Source organism: Klebsiella sp. R445 (genome assembly GCF_051131755.1).
Classification (GTDB): Bacteria; Pseudomonadota; Gammaproteobacteria; order Enterobacterales; family Enterobacteriaceae; genus Klebsiella; species Klebsiella lignicola.
Window position 1 is genome coordinate 1,198,482 of sequence record NZ_CP180446.1, and the last position, 16,425, is coordinate 1,214,906.

The 16,425-nt window shown below is 59.4% G+C and carries 16 protein-coding genes; 7 read left to right on the forward strand and 9 right to left on the reverse strand.

Annotated elements, in window-relative coordinates:
- The first annotated feature begins 104 nt into the window (after window positions 1-104).
- From ACMYSN_RS05645 to ACMYSN_RS05665, 5 genes are read left to right on the forward strand one after another with little or no spacing between them, the layout of a single operon-like run.
- Window positions 105-1,181 carry a PTS fructose transporter subunit IIC gene (locus ACMYSN_RS05645; protein WP_462498205.1) on the forward strand — a complete coding sequence of 359 codons (1,077 nt, stop codon included), beginning with the start codon at window positions 105-107 and terminating at the stop codon, window positions 1,179-1,181.
- A gap of 20 nt (window positions 1,182-1,201) precedes the next feature.
- A complete protein-coding gene (locus ACMYSN_RS05650; protein WP_462497323.1) occupies window positions 1,202-1,522 on the forward strand; it encodes a PTS fructose transporter subunit IIB in 321 nt (106 codons plus the stop codon).
- Window positions 1,523-1,575: 53 nt separating this feature from the next.
- On the forward strand, window positions 1,576-3,873 hold the full coding sequence (locus tag ACMYSN_RS05655) for a glycyl radical protein (RefSeq protein ID WP_462497324.1): 2,298 nt from the start codon (window positions 1,576-1,578) through the stop codon (window positions 3,871-3,873).
- Window positions 3,839-4,714 (forward strand): radical SAM family protein, encoded by an 876-nt coding sequence (locus ACMYSN_RS05660; protein WP_462497325.1) that lies wholly within the window; start codon window positions 3,839-3,841, stop codon window positions 4,712-4,714. Before ACMYSN_RS05655 ends, ACMYSN_RS05660 begins: the two co-directional genes overlap by 35 nt.
- Window positions 4,715-4,729: 15 nt before the next feature.
- On the forward strand, window positions 4,730-5,071 hold the full coding sequence (locus ACMYSN_RS05665; RefSeq protein WP_123753747.1) for a PTS fructose-like transporter subunit IIB: 342 nt from the start codon (window positions 4,730-4,732) through the stop codon (window positions 5,069-5,071).
- A 122-nt stretch (window positions 5,072-5,193) separates the two neighbouring features.
- Here ACMYSN_RS05665 and ACMYSN_RS05670 read toward each other — a convergent pair whose 3' ends face one another.
- The gene (locus ACMYSN_RS05670; protein ID WP_123753746.1) at window positions 5,194-5,961 is read right to left on the reverse strand and encodes a phytanoyl-CoA dioxygenase family protein; all 768 of its coding nucleotides are present in this window, start codon (window positions 5,959-5,961) and stop codon (window positions 5,194-5,196) included.
- A gap of 252 nt (window positions 5,962-6,213) precedes the next feature.
- Here ACMYSN_RS05670 and ACMYSN_RS05675 point away from each other — a divergent pair, with 252 nt between their 5' ends.
- The gene (locus tag ACMYSN_RS05675; protein WP_462497326.1) at window positions 6,214-7,047 is read left to right on the forward strand and encodes an AraC family transcriptional regulator; all 834 of its coding nucleotides are present in this window, start codon (window positions 6,214-6,216) and stop codon (window positions 7,045-7,047) included.
- Window positions 7,048-7,059: 12 nt separating this feature from the next.
- On the opposite strand, the gene ACMYSN_RS05680 is transcribed toward ACMYSN_RS05675, so the two are convergent.
- The 8 genes from ACMYSN_RS05680 to hpxU all read right to left on the reverse strand — a co-directional run bounded on the left by ACMYSN_RS05680 (window position 7,060) and on the right by hpxU (window position 14,678).
- A complete protein-coding gene (locus ACMYSN_RS05680) occupies window positions 7,060-7,965 on the reverse strand; it encodes a GGDEF domain-containing protein (protein ID WP_462497327.1) in 906 nt (301 codons plus the stop codon).
- A 311-nt stretch (window positions 7,966-8,276) separates the two neighbouring features.
- The gene (hpxK, locus tag ACMYSN_RS05685; protein ID WP_462497328.1) at window positions 8,277-9,539 is read right to left on the reverse strand and encodes a Zn-dependent hydrolase; all 1,263 of its coding nucleotides are present in this window, start codon (window positions 9,537-9,539) and stop codon (window positions 8,277-8,279) included.
- On the reverse strand, window positions 9,536-10,777 hold the full coding sequence (locus tag ACMYSN_RS05690) for a pyridoxal-phosphate-dependent aminotransferase family protein (RefSeq protein WP_462497329.1): 1,242 nt from the start codon (window positions 10,775-10,777) through the stop codon (window positions 9,536-9,538). Before ACMYSN_RS05690 ends, hpxK begins: the two co-directional genes overlap by 4 nt.
- Before the next feature lie 13 nt (window positions 10,778-10,790).
- A complete protein-coding gene (locus ACMYSN_RS05695; RefSeq protein ID WP_123753742.1) occupies window positions 10,791-11,528 on the reverse strand; it encodes an amino acid ABC transporter ATP-binding protein in 738 nt (245 codons plus the stop codon).
- Window positions 11,509-12,165: an amino acid ABC transporter permease gene (locus ACMYSN_RS05700; protein ID WP_462498206.1), complete on the reverse strand. Its 657-nt coding sequence runs from the start codon at window positions 12,163-12,165 to the stop codon at window positions 11,509-11,511. Before ACMYSN_RS05700 ends, ACMYSN_RS05695 begins: the two co-directional genes overlap by 20 nt.
- Window positions 12,165-12,830, reverse strand: coding sequence for an amino acid ABC transporter permease (locus ACMYSN_RS05705; RefSeq protein ID WP_462497330.1), 666 nt, complete (start codon window positions 12,828-12,830; stop codon window positions 12,165-12,167). The genes ACMYSN_RS05700 and ACMYSN_RS05705 overlap by 1 nt, the downstream gene beginning before the upstream one ends.
- 9 nt (window positions 12,831-12,839) lie before the next feature.
- Complete coding sequence (locus ACMYSN_RS05710; protein WP_462497331.1) at window positions 12,840-13,625, reverse strand: transporter substrate-binding domain-containing protein; 786 nt, start codon at window positions 13,623-13,625, stop codon at window positions 12,840-12,842.
- A gap of 213 nt (window positions 13,626-13,838) precedes the next feature.
- A complete protein-coding gene (hpxU, locus tag ACMYSN_RS05715; protein ID WP_434585590.1) occupies window positions 13,839-14,678 on the reverse strand; it encodes a MurR/RpiR family transcriptional regulator HpxU in 840 nt (279 codons plus the stop codon).
- Between the two features lie 163 nt (window positions 14,679-14,841).
- On the opposite strand from hpxU, the gene hpxW reads away from it, so the two are divergent.
- Entirely contained in the window at window positions 14,842-16,425 is a 1,584-nt protein-coding gene (gene hpxW / locus ACMYSN_RS05720) for a gamma-glutamyltransferase family protein (protein ID WP_462497332.1), read from the forward strand.

Below are 16,425 nucleotides of genomic sequence, written 5' to 3' on the forward strand. Positions count from 1 at the left end.
TATCCAGTAAATGCACTTTTTCTCTACTGTTTTAAGCGTCGTCCTTTTTCTAAGGTTGATGCATCAACTCAGCCACGGGCCACACAGCGCTCAGGAGAAAAATGATGAACGAACTGGTGCAAATACTAAAAAATACACGCCAGCACCTGATGACCGGGGTCTCGCACATGATCCCATTTGTCGTGTCCGGGGGGATCCTGCTGGCGGTCTCCGTGATGTTGTATGGCAAGGGGGCGGTGCCCGACGCGGTCTCCGACCCTAACCTCAAAAAACTGTTTGATATCGGCGTGGCCGGCCTGACGCTGATGGTGCCGTTTCTGGCGGCCTACATCGGCTACTCCATCGCCGACCGCGCGGCGCTGGCCCCCTGCGCCATCGGCGCCTGGGTCGGCAACAGCTTTGGCGCCGGTTTCTTCGGCGCGCTGATTGCCGGGCTGATTGGCGGCCTGGTGGTCTACTACCTGAAAAAAATCCCGGTGCACAAAGTGCTGCGCTCGGTGATGCCAATCTTCGTTATTCCGATTATCGGCACCTTTATTACCGCCGGGATCATGATGTGGGGCCTCGGTGAGCCGATTGGCGCGCTGACCGCCAGCCTGACCGGATGGCTGCAGGGGATGCGCGAAGGCAGCATCATCGTGCTGGCCGTCATTATGGGACTAATGCTGGCCTTCGACATGGGCGGCCCGGTTAACAAAGTGGCTTACGCCTTCATGCTGATCTGCGTCTCGCAGGGCGTCTACAGCGTGGTCGCCATCGCCGCCGTCGGTATCGCCGTGCCGCCGCTGGGTATGGGTCTGGCGACGCTGATTGGCCGCAAATACTTCTCCGCTGAAGAACGCGAAACCGGTAAAGCCGCGCTGGTGATGGGATGCGTGGGCGTCACCGAAGGCGCCATTCCTTTTGCCGCCGCTGACCCGCTGCGGGTGATCCCCGCCAATATGATTGGTGCCGCCGCAGGCTGCGTGACCGCGGCGCTGCTCGGCGCACAGTGTTACGCCGGCTGGGGTGGGCTGATTGTCCTGCCGGTGGTGCAGGGCAAAGGCGGCTTTATTGCGGGCCTGCTGGTAGGGGCCGTAGTCAGCGCAGGCTGCGTCATCCTGCTCAAAGCCCTCGCCAGAAAGAAAGCGTCCGCCGTGAAAGCCGACGACGAGATAGATCTTGATTTCGAAATTAACTGATACACGGGAAGGAATATTGTATGACCAAAATTATCGCCGTTACCGCTTGCCCGTCTGGCGTTGCCCATACCTATATGGCCGCCGAGTCGCTGGAAAGCGCCGCCAAAACCAAGGGCTGGCAGGTCAAAGTCGAAACGCAGGGCTCTATCGGGATTGAGAACGAACTGACCAACGAAGACGTCGCCAGCGCCGATATCGTGATCCTCACCAAAGATATCGGTATCAAGCTCGAAGAGCGCTTCGCTGGCAAAACCATCGTGCGCGTCAACATCAGCGACGCGGTGAAACGGGCCGACGCCATTATGAACAAAATCGACAGCCATCTTGCCCAGAAAGCCTGAATGAAACACGCGGGGCACGGTTTGTGCCCCGCCTGAATAACATGGAGTTTGTCATGACCAATCGCACTCAACGCCTGAAAGACCGTCTGTTCGCCCAGCCGCGGGAGATCTCCCTCGAGCGCGCCCTGCTCTATACCGCCAGCCATCAGCAAACGGAAGGACAACCGGTGATGATCCGCCGGGCCAAAGCGACCGCCTGGATCCTCGACCATGTGCAGATTTCGATTCGTGATGATGAACTGATCGCCGGTAACCGCACCGTGAAACCGCGCGCCGGCATTATCTCTCCGGAGATGGACCCCTACTGGCTGCTCAACGAGCTGGATAGTTTTCCGACCCGTCCGCAGGACCGCTTCAACATCAGTGAAGAAGACCAGCGCATCTACCGGGAAACGCTGTTCCCCTACTGGGAAAAGCGCTCAATGAAGGACTTTATCAACCAGCAGATGACCGATGAGGTTAAACGCGCCATCAGCACGCAGATTTTTAGCGTGAACCAGACCGATAAAGGCCAGGGACATATCATCATCGACTACCCGCGCCTGCTGGACAATGGCCTTGCCGCGCTGGTGGCGGAGATTGACGCGCTCCACACTCAGCAGCCGCAGAACCGGTTTTACGAGGCGGTGCTGATCCTGCTGCAGGCCGCCCAGCGCCATATCCTGCGCTATGCGATCCTGGCTGACGAGATGGCCGCCACCTGCGTTGACCCGGTGCGGCGCAAAGAGCTGGAAACCATTGCCACTATTTCCCGCCATAACGCCCTGCACCGCCCGGAAGATTTCCCCCAGGCCTGCCAGCTGTTCTGGTATATGAACATCATTTTGCAGTACGAATCTAACGCCAGCTCGATTTCCCTGGGGCGCTTTGACCAGTACATGCTGCCCTATTATCAGGCATCGCTGAATCGCGGCCAGGACCCGCAGTGCCTGCAGGAGCTGCTGGAGTCACTGTGGGTGAAATGCAACGATATCGTCCTGCTGCGATCCACCAGCAGCGCGCGTTATTTCGCCGGCTTCCCCACCGGCTATACCGCCCTGCTCGGCGGCCTCACCGAAACCGGGCGCAGCGCGGTGAATATCCTCTCCTTTTTGTCCCTCGACGCCTATCAGAACGTTCGTCTGCCGCAGCCGAACCTCGGTGTGCGGGTCAACGAGCTGATTGACCGTCCTTTCCTGCGCAAAACTGCCGAGACCATCCGTCTGGGCACCGGTATTCCGCAAATCTTCAACGATGAAGTGGTGATCCCGGCGTTCCTCAACCGTGGCGTGTCGCTGGAGGACGCGCGGGATTACGCGGTGGTCGGCTGCGTGGAGCTGTCGATCCCCGGACGGACGTACGGCCTACACGATATCGCGATGTTCAACCTGCTGAAGGTGATGGAAATCGTGATGCTGGAAAACGAAAGCAATCCGGACGTCACCCGTGACGGGCTGATGACGCAGATCCGCGACAAGATCCGCTACTACATCAAGCTAATGGTCGAAGGCAGCAATATCTGCGATATCGGCCACCGCGACTGGGCACCGGTACCGCTGCTCTCCTCGTTCGTCGAGGATTGCGTGCCGCATGGCAAAGACATAACCGAAGGCGGCGCGCGCTATAACTTCTCCGGCGTGCAGGGTATCGGCATTGCCAACCTGAGCGACTCGCTGCACGCCCTCAACGGGATGGTGTTTGAGCAAAAACGCCTGAGCTTCGCCGATCTAGTAGCGGTGCTGAAAGCCAACTTCCAGACGCCGGAGGGCGACAAAATTCGCGCCCGGCTGATCAACCGCTTTGAAAAGTACGGGAACGATATCGACGAGGTAGACAACATCAGCGCCGATCTGCTGCGTTTTTACTGTAAAGAAGTTGAACGCTATGAGAACCCGCGCGGCGGCCGCTTTACCCCCGGTTCCTACACCGTCTCTGCCCACGTGCCGTTGGGCTCGGTAGTTGGTGCAACGCCGGACGGACGCCTGGCCGGGGAACAACTGGCGGACGGCGGACTGTCGCCGATGGTCGGTCAGGATGCCCTCGGGCCGACGGCGGTGCTGAAATCGGTAAGCAAGCTGGATAACACCCTGCTCTCCAACGGGACGCTGCTGAACGTTAAGTTCACCCCGGCGACGCTGGCCGGAGATAGCGGGCTCAACAAGCTGGCGGATTTTTTACAGGCCTTCACCCGGCTCAAGCTGCAGCATATTCAGTTCAACGTGGTCAACGCCGATACGCTGCGCGAAGCCCAGCAGCGGCCGCAGGATTTTGCCGGTCTGGTGGTGCGCGTTGCGGGCTACAGCGCCTTTTTTGTCGAGCTGTCGCAGGAGATTCAGGATGACATTATCCGTCGCACCGCGCATCAGCTGTGAGGTGATGGCCACGCGCGCCGACAGGGCGCGCATTTTTAACATCCAGCGCTACTCGCTGAACGACGGTCAGGGGATCCGTACCGTCGTATTCTTCAAGGGCTGTCCGCACGCCTGCCCGTGGTGCGCCAACCCGGAGTCGATCTCGCCCAAAATCCAGACCGTGCGCCGGGAGAGCAAGTGCCTGCACTGCGCCCATTGCCAGCAGGATGTGGTCGAATGCCCCACCGGCGCCTGGGAGCAGATTGGCCGCGACGTCACCCTGGATAATCTGCTTAAGGAGGTGCTGAAAGATGAGGTCTTCTTCCGCGCCTCCGGCGGCGGCGTGACTCTGTCGGGCGGCGAAGTGCTGATGCAGGCTGAATTTGCCACGCGTCTGCTGCGCCAACTGCGCGAATGGGGGATCCACACCGCCATTGAAACCGCGGGCGACGCCGCATTCAGCCGTTTTTTCCCGCTGGCGCAAACCTGCGATGAAGTGCTGTTCGATCTGAAAATTATGGATGACGTCCAGGCTCAAACGGTACTGCAGATAAACATGTCGCGGGTACGGGATAATTTCACCCGACTGGTCGCGGCGAATATTCAGGTTATTCCCCGGGTGCCGTTAATTCCGGGCTATACCCTCAACAAAGCCAATTTCCGCCAGATTCTGGCGTTTCTGGCCCCCTTTAAGCTGCCGGAAATTCATCTTCTGCCGTTCCATCAATACGGCGAAGCCAAATACCAGTTACTGGGAAAAATCGGGGCACTGTCGCAGGTTCGCGTCCCCGAAGAGTCTGAGATCCACCCCTTCAGGGTGCTGGCTGAACAGTCCGGTTTTCAGGTGACCATCGGCGGATAACGCCAGGAGGATACGATGGATGTCAATATCGTTGCCGTAACGGCCTGCGTCAGCGGCGTCGCGCACACCTACATGGCGGCCGAGCGTCTGGAAAAGGTGGGTCACCTTGAAAAGTGGCATATCAAAATCGAGACCCAGGGCGCGTTAGGGGTAGAGAACAAAATCACGGCTGACGATATCGCCCATGTCGATGTCGTCCTGCTGGTGACGGATATTGAGATCGACGACGCAAAGCGTTTTCACGGCATCCGCACCATTAAGACCAGCATCAAAACCTTCCTGCTGCAGCCGCAGCTGATTATCGAGGCGGTGAAGTGCATTATGAAAAAGCCGGTGGTCTATATCGACATCCCCTGACCGCGGGTGAGTCCTTCTTCGTGCATCTTCGGTTTCCCCCGGAGGCGTTGCTACGTAACCTGTAGCCCGGACAGGCGCGTTAAGCGCCGCCTCCGGGAACCACACGGGCAACTACGTCAAATTTACTCTACGCCCAGCAGCCATTTTTGCGCCGGCGTCAGGCGGCTCGCGGTCTGCGGCGTTAGCCAGCGCTGCTGATCCTGCTGCGCGGTATCTTCCCGGTCGATGTACAACCCGTGCAACACCCGGCGTCGGCTGCCGACCCGGTTGCGGGTCCCGCCATGCCAGGCGTGGGCGTTATAAATCATCACGCTGCCCGCCGGGGCGGCAAACACCACCTCGTCAGGGTGCGTTAACTCCGGATCGTCCAGCACCTCTTCCGGTAGTTCCGGACGGTGATGCGTGCCGGGAATAATGCGCGGTGCGCCATTTTCCGCACTTAAATCATCGATAGCCCAGATGGTGTTCACCAGATGCACTTTCGGAAAATCCGGGCGAGGCTTCTTCCAGTCCGCATGCAGCGGCTGGTGGCCGCCGTTAAACAACGCTTCCCGGGCGTTCAGGCTGGAGACTTTAAAATCACCCTGAAAAACATACTGGCAGGCGGAGAGGATCAGCGGATGCGACCAGACTTTTTCCCAAATAACCCCTTTGTTAATCAGGTTGGCAATGCGCGTCGCCGTCGCCTCCTGATGATGCTCGATCGCCAGATTGTCGCCCTCTTTCTCGACGATGGTATCAATCAACTCGCGCATCGCCGCCAGCCACTCCGGGTCCGCGACGTTATGCACCACGGTATAGCCCAGGGTATCCAGCTCTTCTTTCATCTTCGGGGACAGCTCGATGTTCGCCCCCAGCGCATTCAGATAAACCGCAGATTGTTGTTCCATATTTACATTCCTTAACGTATCGATAACACAGAACCAACTTTAAGCTGCGGCGGGGCGGAAAACATGAAGGCAAAACTACGAAAAACTGGACACGCGTACGCGGCAGGGAAAAGTGTGACGCGCCTCAAAATCTATCACCCGGACCGCCCTACGCGGTGCGATCCATGATGTAAATAGCGCATCGTGCTCGTTCAGCTGTTATAAAATAGATGATAATCAACGAGATAATTGCACCTTGCTAAGGCCTAGAGGATGATTGACGATCTGGCAGATATTTTAAATCGTTTGGTAAATCAGAAAGATAATCTGCATGCCCGCTTCCCCGACCCGGATATCTCCGAGCCGGCGCTGGCGCTGAAAGTCCCCTTTCCGCGGCTGGAAATTGTGCTCGAGGGTGAGCTAAAGGAGAACGGACTGCCGCTGTCGGAATCGATGCTCTCCGCCTCGCAGGTTCTGTATGTGCAGGCCGGGAAATGGACGCTGCCGGAATGGAGCGGACCGGCATCGACGCTCAGCATTCTGTTTGGCCGCCAGAAGCTGGGATTCTGTCTGCAGCACTGGGACGGCAAACAGTTGCGAACGGAAAAGCAGAACGTCGCTCGTCTGGGGCCGCGGGTCGGCTCCTATCTGCTGCTATCGCTTAATGAAATCTGCCTGCAACCGGACCCGGTGACGGCCAGGCTGGTGATCTCGGCGCTGTTGAGCCACTGCCTTGAGCAACTGGTGGGGCTGGAGATGCGGGTCAGCCGCAGTCGCGACCTGTTTATGGCGGTGCAGGATTATCTTGAAGAGCACCTCAGCCAGCCTTTAACCCGCGAATCGGTCGCAAAGCGCTTTCATATTACGCCTAACTACCTGTCGCATATTTTCCAGAAATCAGGTTCCGTCGGCTTCAATGAATTCCTCACCAGCGTGCGCCTGGAAAAGGCGAAAAAGCTGCTGCGCGGTTACGATCTCAAGGTCAAAGAGATTGCCCATAACTGCGGATTTGTCGACAGCAACTATTTCTGCCGGGTATTCAAGCGCTACACCGAGCGCTCGCCGTCGGAATACCGCCGCCACTGCCGCAGCGCACAGCAGGGGTAAGGCAAGGCCATTTTAAGAGGCCCACTCTACCCGGCCACGCCCGTTGTGCTTCGCGGCGTACAGCGCCTCATCCACTTTCTTAATAAACGCATCCTGGGGTTCATCTTTTTCACGCATCCCGACGCCAATGCTCACCGACAGCGGATAATCGTGATTAATCAGAATGGATCGGACATTGAGCAGAATGGACTCTGCGAGCTGGCCCACCTCATCGGCGGGCATGCCGTCAACGATAATGGCAAACTCCTCGCCGCCGATCCTCGCCGGCAGCACCGAGTCGCTGGTGAGCTTCGACAGCTGCTTACCCAGCGCGAACAGCACCTCATCGCCCACCAGATGGCCGTAGGTGTCGTTAATTTTCTTGAAGAAATCGATATCGAGGATCATCAAAGCCACCGGGCTGTGGCTCTGCTTTTCGCGGATCGTATCGATAAAGAAACGTCGGTTCGGCAGTTGGGTCAGCTCATCTTTTAATGACTGGGAGCGCGCATCGACGTACAGAACGTTAATCCGTTCGATGATTTTGTAGATGCCAATCGTGGTCAATAACATCCCCGACAACCGCAGCAGATCTTCGCAGTAGTAGCCCATCCACCGCGGCTGAACGAACATTTCATCCATTAAATCAAAGGTACCCCCGGCTATCCACAGCAGCAGCCCGTAGCGCACCCAGTTCACCGCCACATGACTCATTCTGACTTTCGACGAGATCCACAACATAAAGACCAAAAACAGCAGCGCCAACAAATCGATATACAACCCGGCTTTGGCAAAAATCATGTCCCAGGGCCCTAATGGGGCCGAAATAGTCATACATAACGCGGCAACGGCGACGATCACCAGTAACGCCGGGAGAAGGTTGGCGTAGTGGCTTACTTGCTGGGTTTTTATATTGATATTCTTTTCTGAGTTCAACATCGACATGTCTCTCGGCGGTATCAAAATTTTTCAACAGGTAGCATAGCAGCCCGGTGATATCCGTCGAATAAAAATGATAATTTTCTGAGGGTTAAAGAAAAATTCGGTTTGATTTCAAGGGATCATAAGGATGTGACGAAGAGAACAGACTGACCCCGCGGAATTTTTCCAAAGTGCTACCAATCCATGGCGACGAGGTCAGTGCGGCGGATGGTATAGAGTTCGCCCCCCGCATTTTTAGCATTTTGTGCTAACTTTTACTGAAAAGCGCCAACGGCGCGGCTCCCCACCCTGTCAGACCTGCCAGCGCGTTACTCCCCTACAGCCAGTCGCCACACCGCGCGATGCAATGCCTCGATGGCGAGCGCAACGTCCGGCAGCATCACCGACTCCGCCGGATGGTGGCTGACGCCGCCTTTACAGCGCACAAACAGCATCCCCACCGGCCAGCGCTCGCCGATGGCGATCGCGTCGTGTCCGGCGCCGCTCGGCAGGGAGAGCGAGATCCCCTGCACCTCATGCACCGCCGTCGCCAGCACCGCCTGTAAGTGCCGGTCGCAGGCGGTGGCCGCGATGCGGTAAAACTCGTCGGCGCTGAATTGCAGTTGGCGCCGGGTGGCAATCGCCTGGGCTTCCTCCAGCAGCGCATTGAGCAGCGCATCCAGTGGGCCATCCTGCGGTCCGCGAATATCCAGCGTCAGGATCACCTCGCCGGGGATCACGTTCACCGCGCCGGGTGCGCAGCGTAGCGTCCCGACCGTCGCCACCAGGTTGCCGGCCTGCTGCCGGGTCATGGTTTCTATCAGCACCATCCACTCGGCGGCGGCGGCCAGCGCATCCCGCCGATGGAGCATCGGTACCGTACCCGCGTGGCCTGCCTCACCGGTAAAGCGGCAGTTCAGACGGCGGGCGCCGTTGATGGCCTCCACCACGCCGAGCGCCAGCCCGGCCTGTTCCAGGCAGGGGCCTTGCTCAATATGCAGCTCAAGATAAGCGCTAATGTCTCCGGCCGGACGTTCGGCCTGGCGGATGCGGGCCGGGTCGAGACCGGCCTGAACCATCGCCTGCGTCACGCTGATGCCATCCACATCGCACTGTGCCAGCCAGCCCTCCGGCCACGTCCCGGTCAGGCCACGGCTACCGAGCAGCGTGATGCCAAAGCGTGTCCCCTCTTCATCGCCGAAGCCGACAATCTCAATGGCTTTCGCCAGCCGCTGTCCCTGCCGGTGCAGGTCTTCCACCACGGCGATCGCCGTCAGCACCCCCAGCATGCCATCATAGCGCCCGGCATTACGCACCGTGTCCAGATGCGACCCCAGCAGGATCGCCGGCGCCCCTTCCTGCGCCCCTTCGTAACGCCCGCAAATGTTGCCGACGCTGTCCTGCCAGACGGTCATTCCCGCCTGCGTCATCCAGCGGGCCACCAGCTGATTGGCCTGCAGATGCTCCGGGGAGAGATACACCCGGGTCAGCCCCTGCGCGGTGGCGCTGATCGCCGCCAGTTCATCGGCGCGGGCCATCACCCGCACCGCCGCTTCCGTCATCTCCGCCTGCTGGCGTGGCAATGGACTCATAGCGCACTCTCGCGGCGATAGTGATCCCACGCGGCCTGCATGGCGGCGCCCTGGGTGGTGGCGAATTTCAGGTGGTTCAGCACCGACTCCAGCGCGCTGAGCGTGGTCATCACGCAATCTTTGCGCGCGTTGTAGCCCATGGTGCCGATGCGCCATACTTTGCCATGCAGCGGGCCGAACGAGGTGCCAATCTCAATACCAAAGTCTTCCAGCATCAGCTTACGGACCTGGTCGCCGTTGATGCCGTGGGGGATAACCACCCCGAGCACGTTGTTCATTTTATGTTTCAGGTCGCCGAAGGTGTCGAGCCCCATTGCCTGAATGCCCTTGAGCAACGCATCGCCGTGGAGCTTGTGGCGGGCAATGCCGTTATCCAGCCCTTCCTGCAGGATCAGCCGCGCGCACTCCCGGGCGGCAAACAGCGCCGAGGTCGCCTCGGTGTGATGGTTCAGGCGCTCCGGCCCCCAGTAATCCATCACCATGCCAAGGTCGAAGTAGTTGGAATACACCATCTCGTCGACACCATCCTGATGGGCATCGGTACGAATACCCGCTTCAACGCATTTGCGGCGGCGGATTGCCTCTTCCATACGCTCGCTCAGGGTGATCGGCGAGGTGCCGGACGGCCCGCCGAGGCATTTCTGCATCCCGGCCGAGACCGCATCCAAACCCCAGGCGTCGCTCTCGAGGGGGTTGCCCCCCAGCGAGGCGGTGGCGTCGGTGTAAAACAGCACGTCATAACGGCGGCAAATCGCCCCCAGTTCGGCCAACGGCTGGAGCATGGTGGTGGAGGTGTCGCCCTGCACCGTCAGCAGCAGACGCGGACGAACGCGCTTGATCGCCTCTTCAACCTGATCCGGGGTAAAGACCTCACCCCACGGCACCTCAATGGTGTGCACTTCGGCGCGGCAGCGGCGGGCAATTTCGCACAGCAGATGACCAAAGCGACCGAATACCGGCACCAGCACCTTGTCGCCGGGGCGGATCGCCGAAACCAGGATCGCCTCGATCCCCGCGCGGGAGGTGCCGTCCACCAGCATCGTCCAGCGGTTTTCGGTACGAAAGACTCCGCGATAGAGCGCCATCACTTCATTCATATAGTGGGTCATCGCCGGGTCATACTGGCCGATCAGCTGGCTTGCCATCGCGCGCAGCACCCGCGGGTCGGCGTTGATTGGTCCCGGCCCCATCAGCAGGCGTGACGGCGGGTTGATTTGCGAAAACTGAGTGATATCCATCTTTTAGTCCTTATTAATTGAGACCGCGCACGGAGGAGATAAACTGCTTCAGCTCGCTGGTCTGCGGGTTGGCAAACAGCGTCTTGCTGTCGCCCTGCTCCCAGACGCGCCCCTGATGCATAAACACCACGCGGTCACCCACTTCACGGGCGAAATTCATTTCATGGGTAACGAGAATCAGCGTCATGCCTTCCGCCGCCAGCTGCTCCAGAACTTTGAGCACTTCGCCCACCAGTTCCGGGTCCAGCGCTGAGGTAATCTCGTCACAGAGTAAAACTTTGGGCGACATAGCCAGCGCCCGTGCAATCGCCACGCGCTGCTGCTGGCCGCCGGAGAGGCTGGAGGGGTAATAGTCGATCCGGTCACCCAGCCCCACTTTCTCCAGCATCCGCTGCGCCAGTTCCCGGCATTCGGCGGCGCTTTTCTTCAGCACCCGCCGCGGCGCCAGCATCACGTTTTCGAGGGCGGTCATGTGCGGGAACAGGTTAAAATTCTGGAAGACCATCCCGACGGAGCGGCTGATCTCCCGCGCCTGCGAGTCACGATCGGTGATGGTCATACCGCCGAGCTTAATGCTGCCTTCCTGGTACCCTTCCAGCCCGTTGATGCAGCGCAGCAGCGTGCTTTTCCCCGAGCCGCTGCGGCCGATAATCGAAATCACCTCGCCCATATCAATGTCCAGATCGACACCTTTCAGCACGTGGTTGTCACCGTAGTACTTCTGCATCTGATTAATGGTGATGAGAGGCATTGAATTTATTCTCCAGATAGCGGCTGTAACGGGACAGCGGGTAACACAGAACGAAATAGCCCAGCGCCACCAGCGCAAAGACTTTAAACGGCTGATAAGTGACGTTAGTCAGCATGGTGCCGGCTTTGGTCAGTTCGACAAAACCGATAATCGACGCCAGCGCGGTGCCCTTCACCACCTGCACCGCAAAGCCGACGGTCGGGGCAATCGCAATCCGTAACGCCTGGGGCGCCACGACGCGAAACAGGGTCTGGCCAAAACTGAGGCCCAGGCAGCGCGATGCTTCCCACTGGCCTTTCGGCAATGCGCGAATGCTGCCGTACCAGATATCGAGCAAAAAAGCGCTGGTGTAAAACGTCAGGGCCAGCGAGGCAGCGGTCCACGGCGATACGTCAATACCGAACAGCGCCACGCCGAAGAAGGCCAGAAACAGCTGCATCAGCAGCGGGGTGCCCTGAAACAGCTCGATATAGCCGCGGATCAGGCGCTTCACCTGACGCCCGCCGCTCAGGCGCAGCAGCAGCAGCGGCAGAGTCACCAGCGCGCCGCCGATAAACGCCACCAGCGACAGCAGCACCGTCCAGCGTCCTGCCAGCAACAGGTTACGGATAATGTCCCAGTCGGTAAAAGTGGTCATCATGCCTCTACCCTCAGCCATTTTCGCCCCGCTGCCATTAGCAGCTGACGCATTGTTATCGACAACACTAAGTAGATCCCCGTGGTCACCAGATAGACCTCAAAGCTCAGGAACGTCCGCGACTGAATCAGGTTGGCGGCAAAGGTCAGCTCCTCATAAGAGACCTGCGACACCACCGACGATCCCAGCATCACGATAATGCACTGGCTCACCAGCGCCGGATAAATGCGCTGCAACGCCGGGGGCAGCACCACGCGGATAAAGGTCTGGGTGCGGCTCAGCCCGAGCACTCGCCCTGCCTCCCACTGCCCTTTTGGCGTCACCTGAATACCAGCACGCACGATCTCAGTACTGTAGGCGCCAAGGTTGACAATCATCGCCAGCAGCGCCGCTTCGCCTGCGGTCATCTTGAGCCCAAGATTCGGCAGCCCGAAGACAATAAAGAACAGCTGAACCACAAACGGCGTATTGCGAATCAGCTCCACATAGCCGCCCCAGATCCGGCTGAACCATGATGGGCGTCCGCTCCGAATAGCGGCGCCAAAGATACCGATGGTCAGGCCGCCGGCGGTAGCCAGCACCGTCAGCTGAATGGTCACCCACAGTCCGGCCAGCAGCTCCGGCCAGTGCGGCCAGAGCTCAGAAAAATGAAGTTGTTCCGTCATGCACAGACCTTATGCAGCAAAGTCGGCGGGCAGCGGAGCTTTCAGCCACTGTTGAGAGAGGGTATTCAGGGTGCCGTCCTTCACGCCTTGCTCAATCAAGGCGTTCACTTTCTCTTTCAGCGCCGGTTCATTCTTTTTCAGGCCAATCACGCACGGTGAATCTTTCAGCATAAAGCTCGCTACCGGTGCTTTTGCCGGGTTTTGGCGGGTGATCGCCGCCACCACAAGGTTGCCGGTCGCTACGTACTGCACCTGCCCGGAGAGATATGCCGACAGCGTGGTGTTGTTGTCTTCGTAGCGTTTAATCTGCACCTCTTTCGGGGCGATGCCGGTCAGCACCATATCTTCCACCGCGCCACGGGTCACGCCGATGGTTTTGCCGCTCAGCGCCGCCACATCTTTCACTTCCGCCCCTTTCGGGCCAAACACGCCGAGGAAGAACGGCGCGTAGGCGCGGCTGAAATCAATCACCTTCTCACGCTCGGCGTTTTTCCCGAGGCTGGAGATAACCAGATCCACTTTATCAGTTTGCAGATACGGCACCCGGTTGGCGCTGGTCACCGGCACCAGCTGCAGCTTGAGCTTCATCTGCTTTGCCAGATAACGCGCCATATCGATGTCATAGCCCTGCGGTTGCAGATCGGTCCCCACCGAACCGAACGGCGGGAAATCCTGCGGAACCGCAATGCGGATCACCCCGCGTTTTTCGATATCCTGCAGCTGGTCGGCTTTCGCCGCGGTGATGTTGGTGAACAGACAAGCGGCCCCAGCCAGGGCGATCAGCAGTTTTTTCATGGTGTTTACCCGTTACGTTAGTATGAAACAAAAGATTCTTTAAATAAACTTTTGCAACTAATGTGCCAGGTACAACAAACCGTAGCCTTGCCGCGCCAGGCGGAATAAAAGAGAGCATAAACAAGAGATAGCGAAAAACGGTGATAAAAGCGCTGTTATTTTCTCACCGTTTTATTGCACTAAAAAAAGGCAAAGCACCAGCCTGAGGCCCCATTATCGTTGCTCAAGCTCATCCAGCTGCTGATACAGAGTGGCAATATCGTGGATCCGCGGACGGCCCTTATCGAGAATTTCATGCAGAAAAGCATTCGCCAGTAGGTTGATTAAACTGTTCACCGCCCCGTAGCTGTCATAGGCCGACACGCTGTCCAGCGGCGCGCACAGCTGCCAGTTGGACAGCGGGAACAGGCTGTAGGCCTGCGGTTCGCACATCAGCAGCAGCGGAATACCGCGCTGCTGCAACTGTTGTAGCAGCGGGCGAATGATGCGCGGGCGGCGGCGAAAGGCCACCATCACCACTAGATCGTCCGGCGACAGATCCACCAACTCCTCGCTTAAGCTCTGCCCCGGCTGCGGCAGCACCTGCACCTGCCCACGCGCCTGAAGCAGCTGCTGGCGCAGGTGCAGCGCCACCGGCCAGGAGTTGCGCATCCCGATGATGATAATCCGCCGGGCGTTGACCATCGCGCTTATCGCCTCGGCAAACTGCTGCGCGTCGAGGGTGTTGACCCACTGGGTCAGGTTGGCCATCTCCTGCTTATAATGCCGCGCCAGCAAGGTGTTACCCTGCACCGCGTCGCGCTGGTCGGTCAGCGGCATACCGCTCTGGCGCAGGGTGCGCAGCTCGTCGCGCATATCCTTATATTTTTCGTAGCCCAGCCGCTTAAACAGGCGACTGACCGTAGCCTTTGAGACCCCGCTCAGCTGCGCCAGCTCGGCGCTGTTATAGCTGATCAGGTCGTCAAAATGGTCGAAGATAAAATCGGCGACCCGCTGTTCCTGAGGCGACAGTGACGCATATTGTCCCTTCAGGCGTTCATCTAGTTGCTCCATAAAGCCTCTGTAACTTTTGTTTCATCAAACTATACATGTAAGCCCTTTCACAATGCATGCCAGTTTACTAAAAATAGGGGTTTCCCGGGACGCTGAAACTTTACGCTCAAAGTGGAACAGCTTTTGCAAACCTGACCTTACGATTCGATTACGAGGAAAACCCATGCAGAGTCATGTATCCGCTCACGGGATGGCGGTTGCCCCCCATCATCTGGCCAGCCAAAGCGCGGTTGCCGTCCTGCGCGAAGGCGGAAGCGCAATAGAGGCAATGGTTGCCGCTGCCGCCACCATTGCGGTGGTCTACCCGCATATGAACGGGCTGGGCGGCGATGGATTCTGGCTGATCGTACCGCCGGACGGCGAACCGATCGCCATTGACGCCAGCGGCGCGGCAGGGTCGCTGGCGACGCAGGAGGCCTACGCCGGACTGGCGCATATTCCGCACCGCGGGCCGCAGGCGGCGCTGACCGTTGCCGGCACCGTCAGCGGCTGGGACGAAGCGCTGAAGGTGTCGCAGTCCCTGACCGGTGGCGCGCTGCCGCTGGCTCGTCTGCTGGCGGATGCCATCGGCTATGCCGCAGACGGCACGCCGGTGACCGCTTCGCAGGCCAGCGCCACCGCCAGCAAACTAGCCGAGCTTCAGCACCTGCCGGGGTTTGCGGAGACCTTTCTGGTCAACGGTCAGCCGCCGGAAACCGGCAGCCGCTTTCGTCAGCCCGCGCTGGCGGCGACGTTACAGCAGCTGGTCGATGACGGCCTCGATAGCTTTTACCGTGGCCCTCTGGCAACCCGTCTGGCCCAGGGCATGACGCAACATGGTCTGCCCATCACCCTTGGCGATTTACAGCAGCACCGCGCCCGCCGCCCGGCGCCGCTGAAACTGTCGCATCAGCAGGGCGAACTGTGGAATCTGGCACCGCCGACGCAGGGGCTGGTCTCTCTGGCGATCCTCGGGATCACCGACCAACTGGCGATGAGCGACGCCGACGACGCGCAGACCGTCCACCGGATTGTCGAAGCGACCAAGCTGGCCTTTGGCCTGCGCGATGCCCATATCACCGACCCGCGCCATCTGGACGTGGATATCCAGAGCCTGCTTGCGCCCCAGGCGCTGCAGCAGCTGGCGGCGAAGGTTGACGACCAGCGGGCCGCCCCCTGGGGGGCTGGCAAAGGCCCCGGCGATACCGTCTGGATGGGGGTTATCGACAGCAGCGGGTTAGCGGTCTCCTTTATTCAGAGTCTCTATCACGAGTTTGGCAGCGGCGTGGTGCTGCCGGAGAGCGGGATCGTCTGGCAAAACCGCGGCGCCTCGTTTAGTCTCGACCCCGCGCACCTGCTGGCGCTGGCGCCCGGCAAACAGCCGTTCCATACCCTCAATCCCGCCGCCGCCCGCCTCAACGATGGCCGGGTGATGGTCTATGGCTCCATGGGCGGAGACGGGCAGCCGCAAACCCAGGCCGCTATCTTCACCCGCTACATTCTGCAGGGAGTACCGTTGCAGGAGAGTATTTCACGCCCGCGCTGGCTGCTGGGCCGCACCTGGGGGCAGACCTCTGACTCGCTGAAGCTGGAGGGCCGCTTCTCCCCTGACACCATCAACCGCCTGCGGGCGCTGGGCCACGAGGTTGACGTGCTGGCCGATTACAGCGAAGCCATGGGCCATGCGGGCGCCATCGTGCGTCATCCCAACGGCCTGTTTGAAGGGGCATCCGATCCCCGCAGCAACGGCTCCGCCGCCGGTTATTAG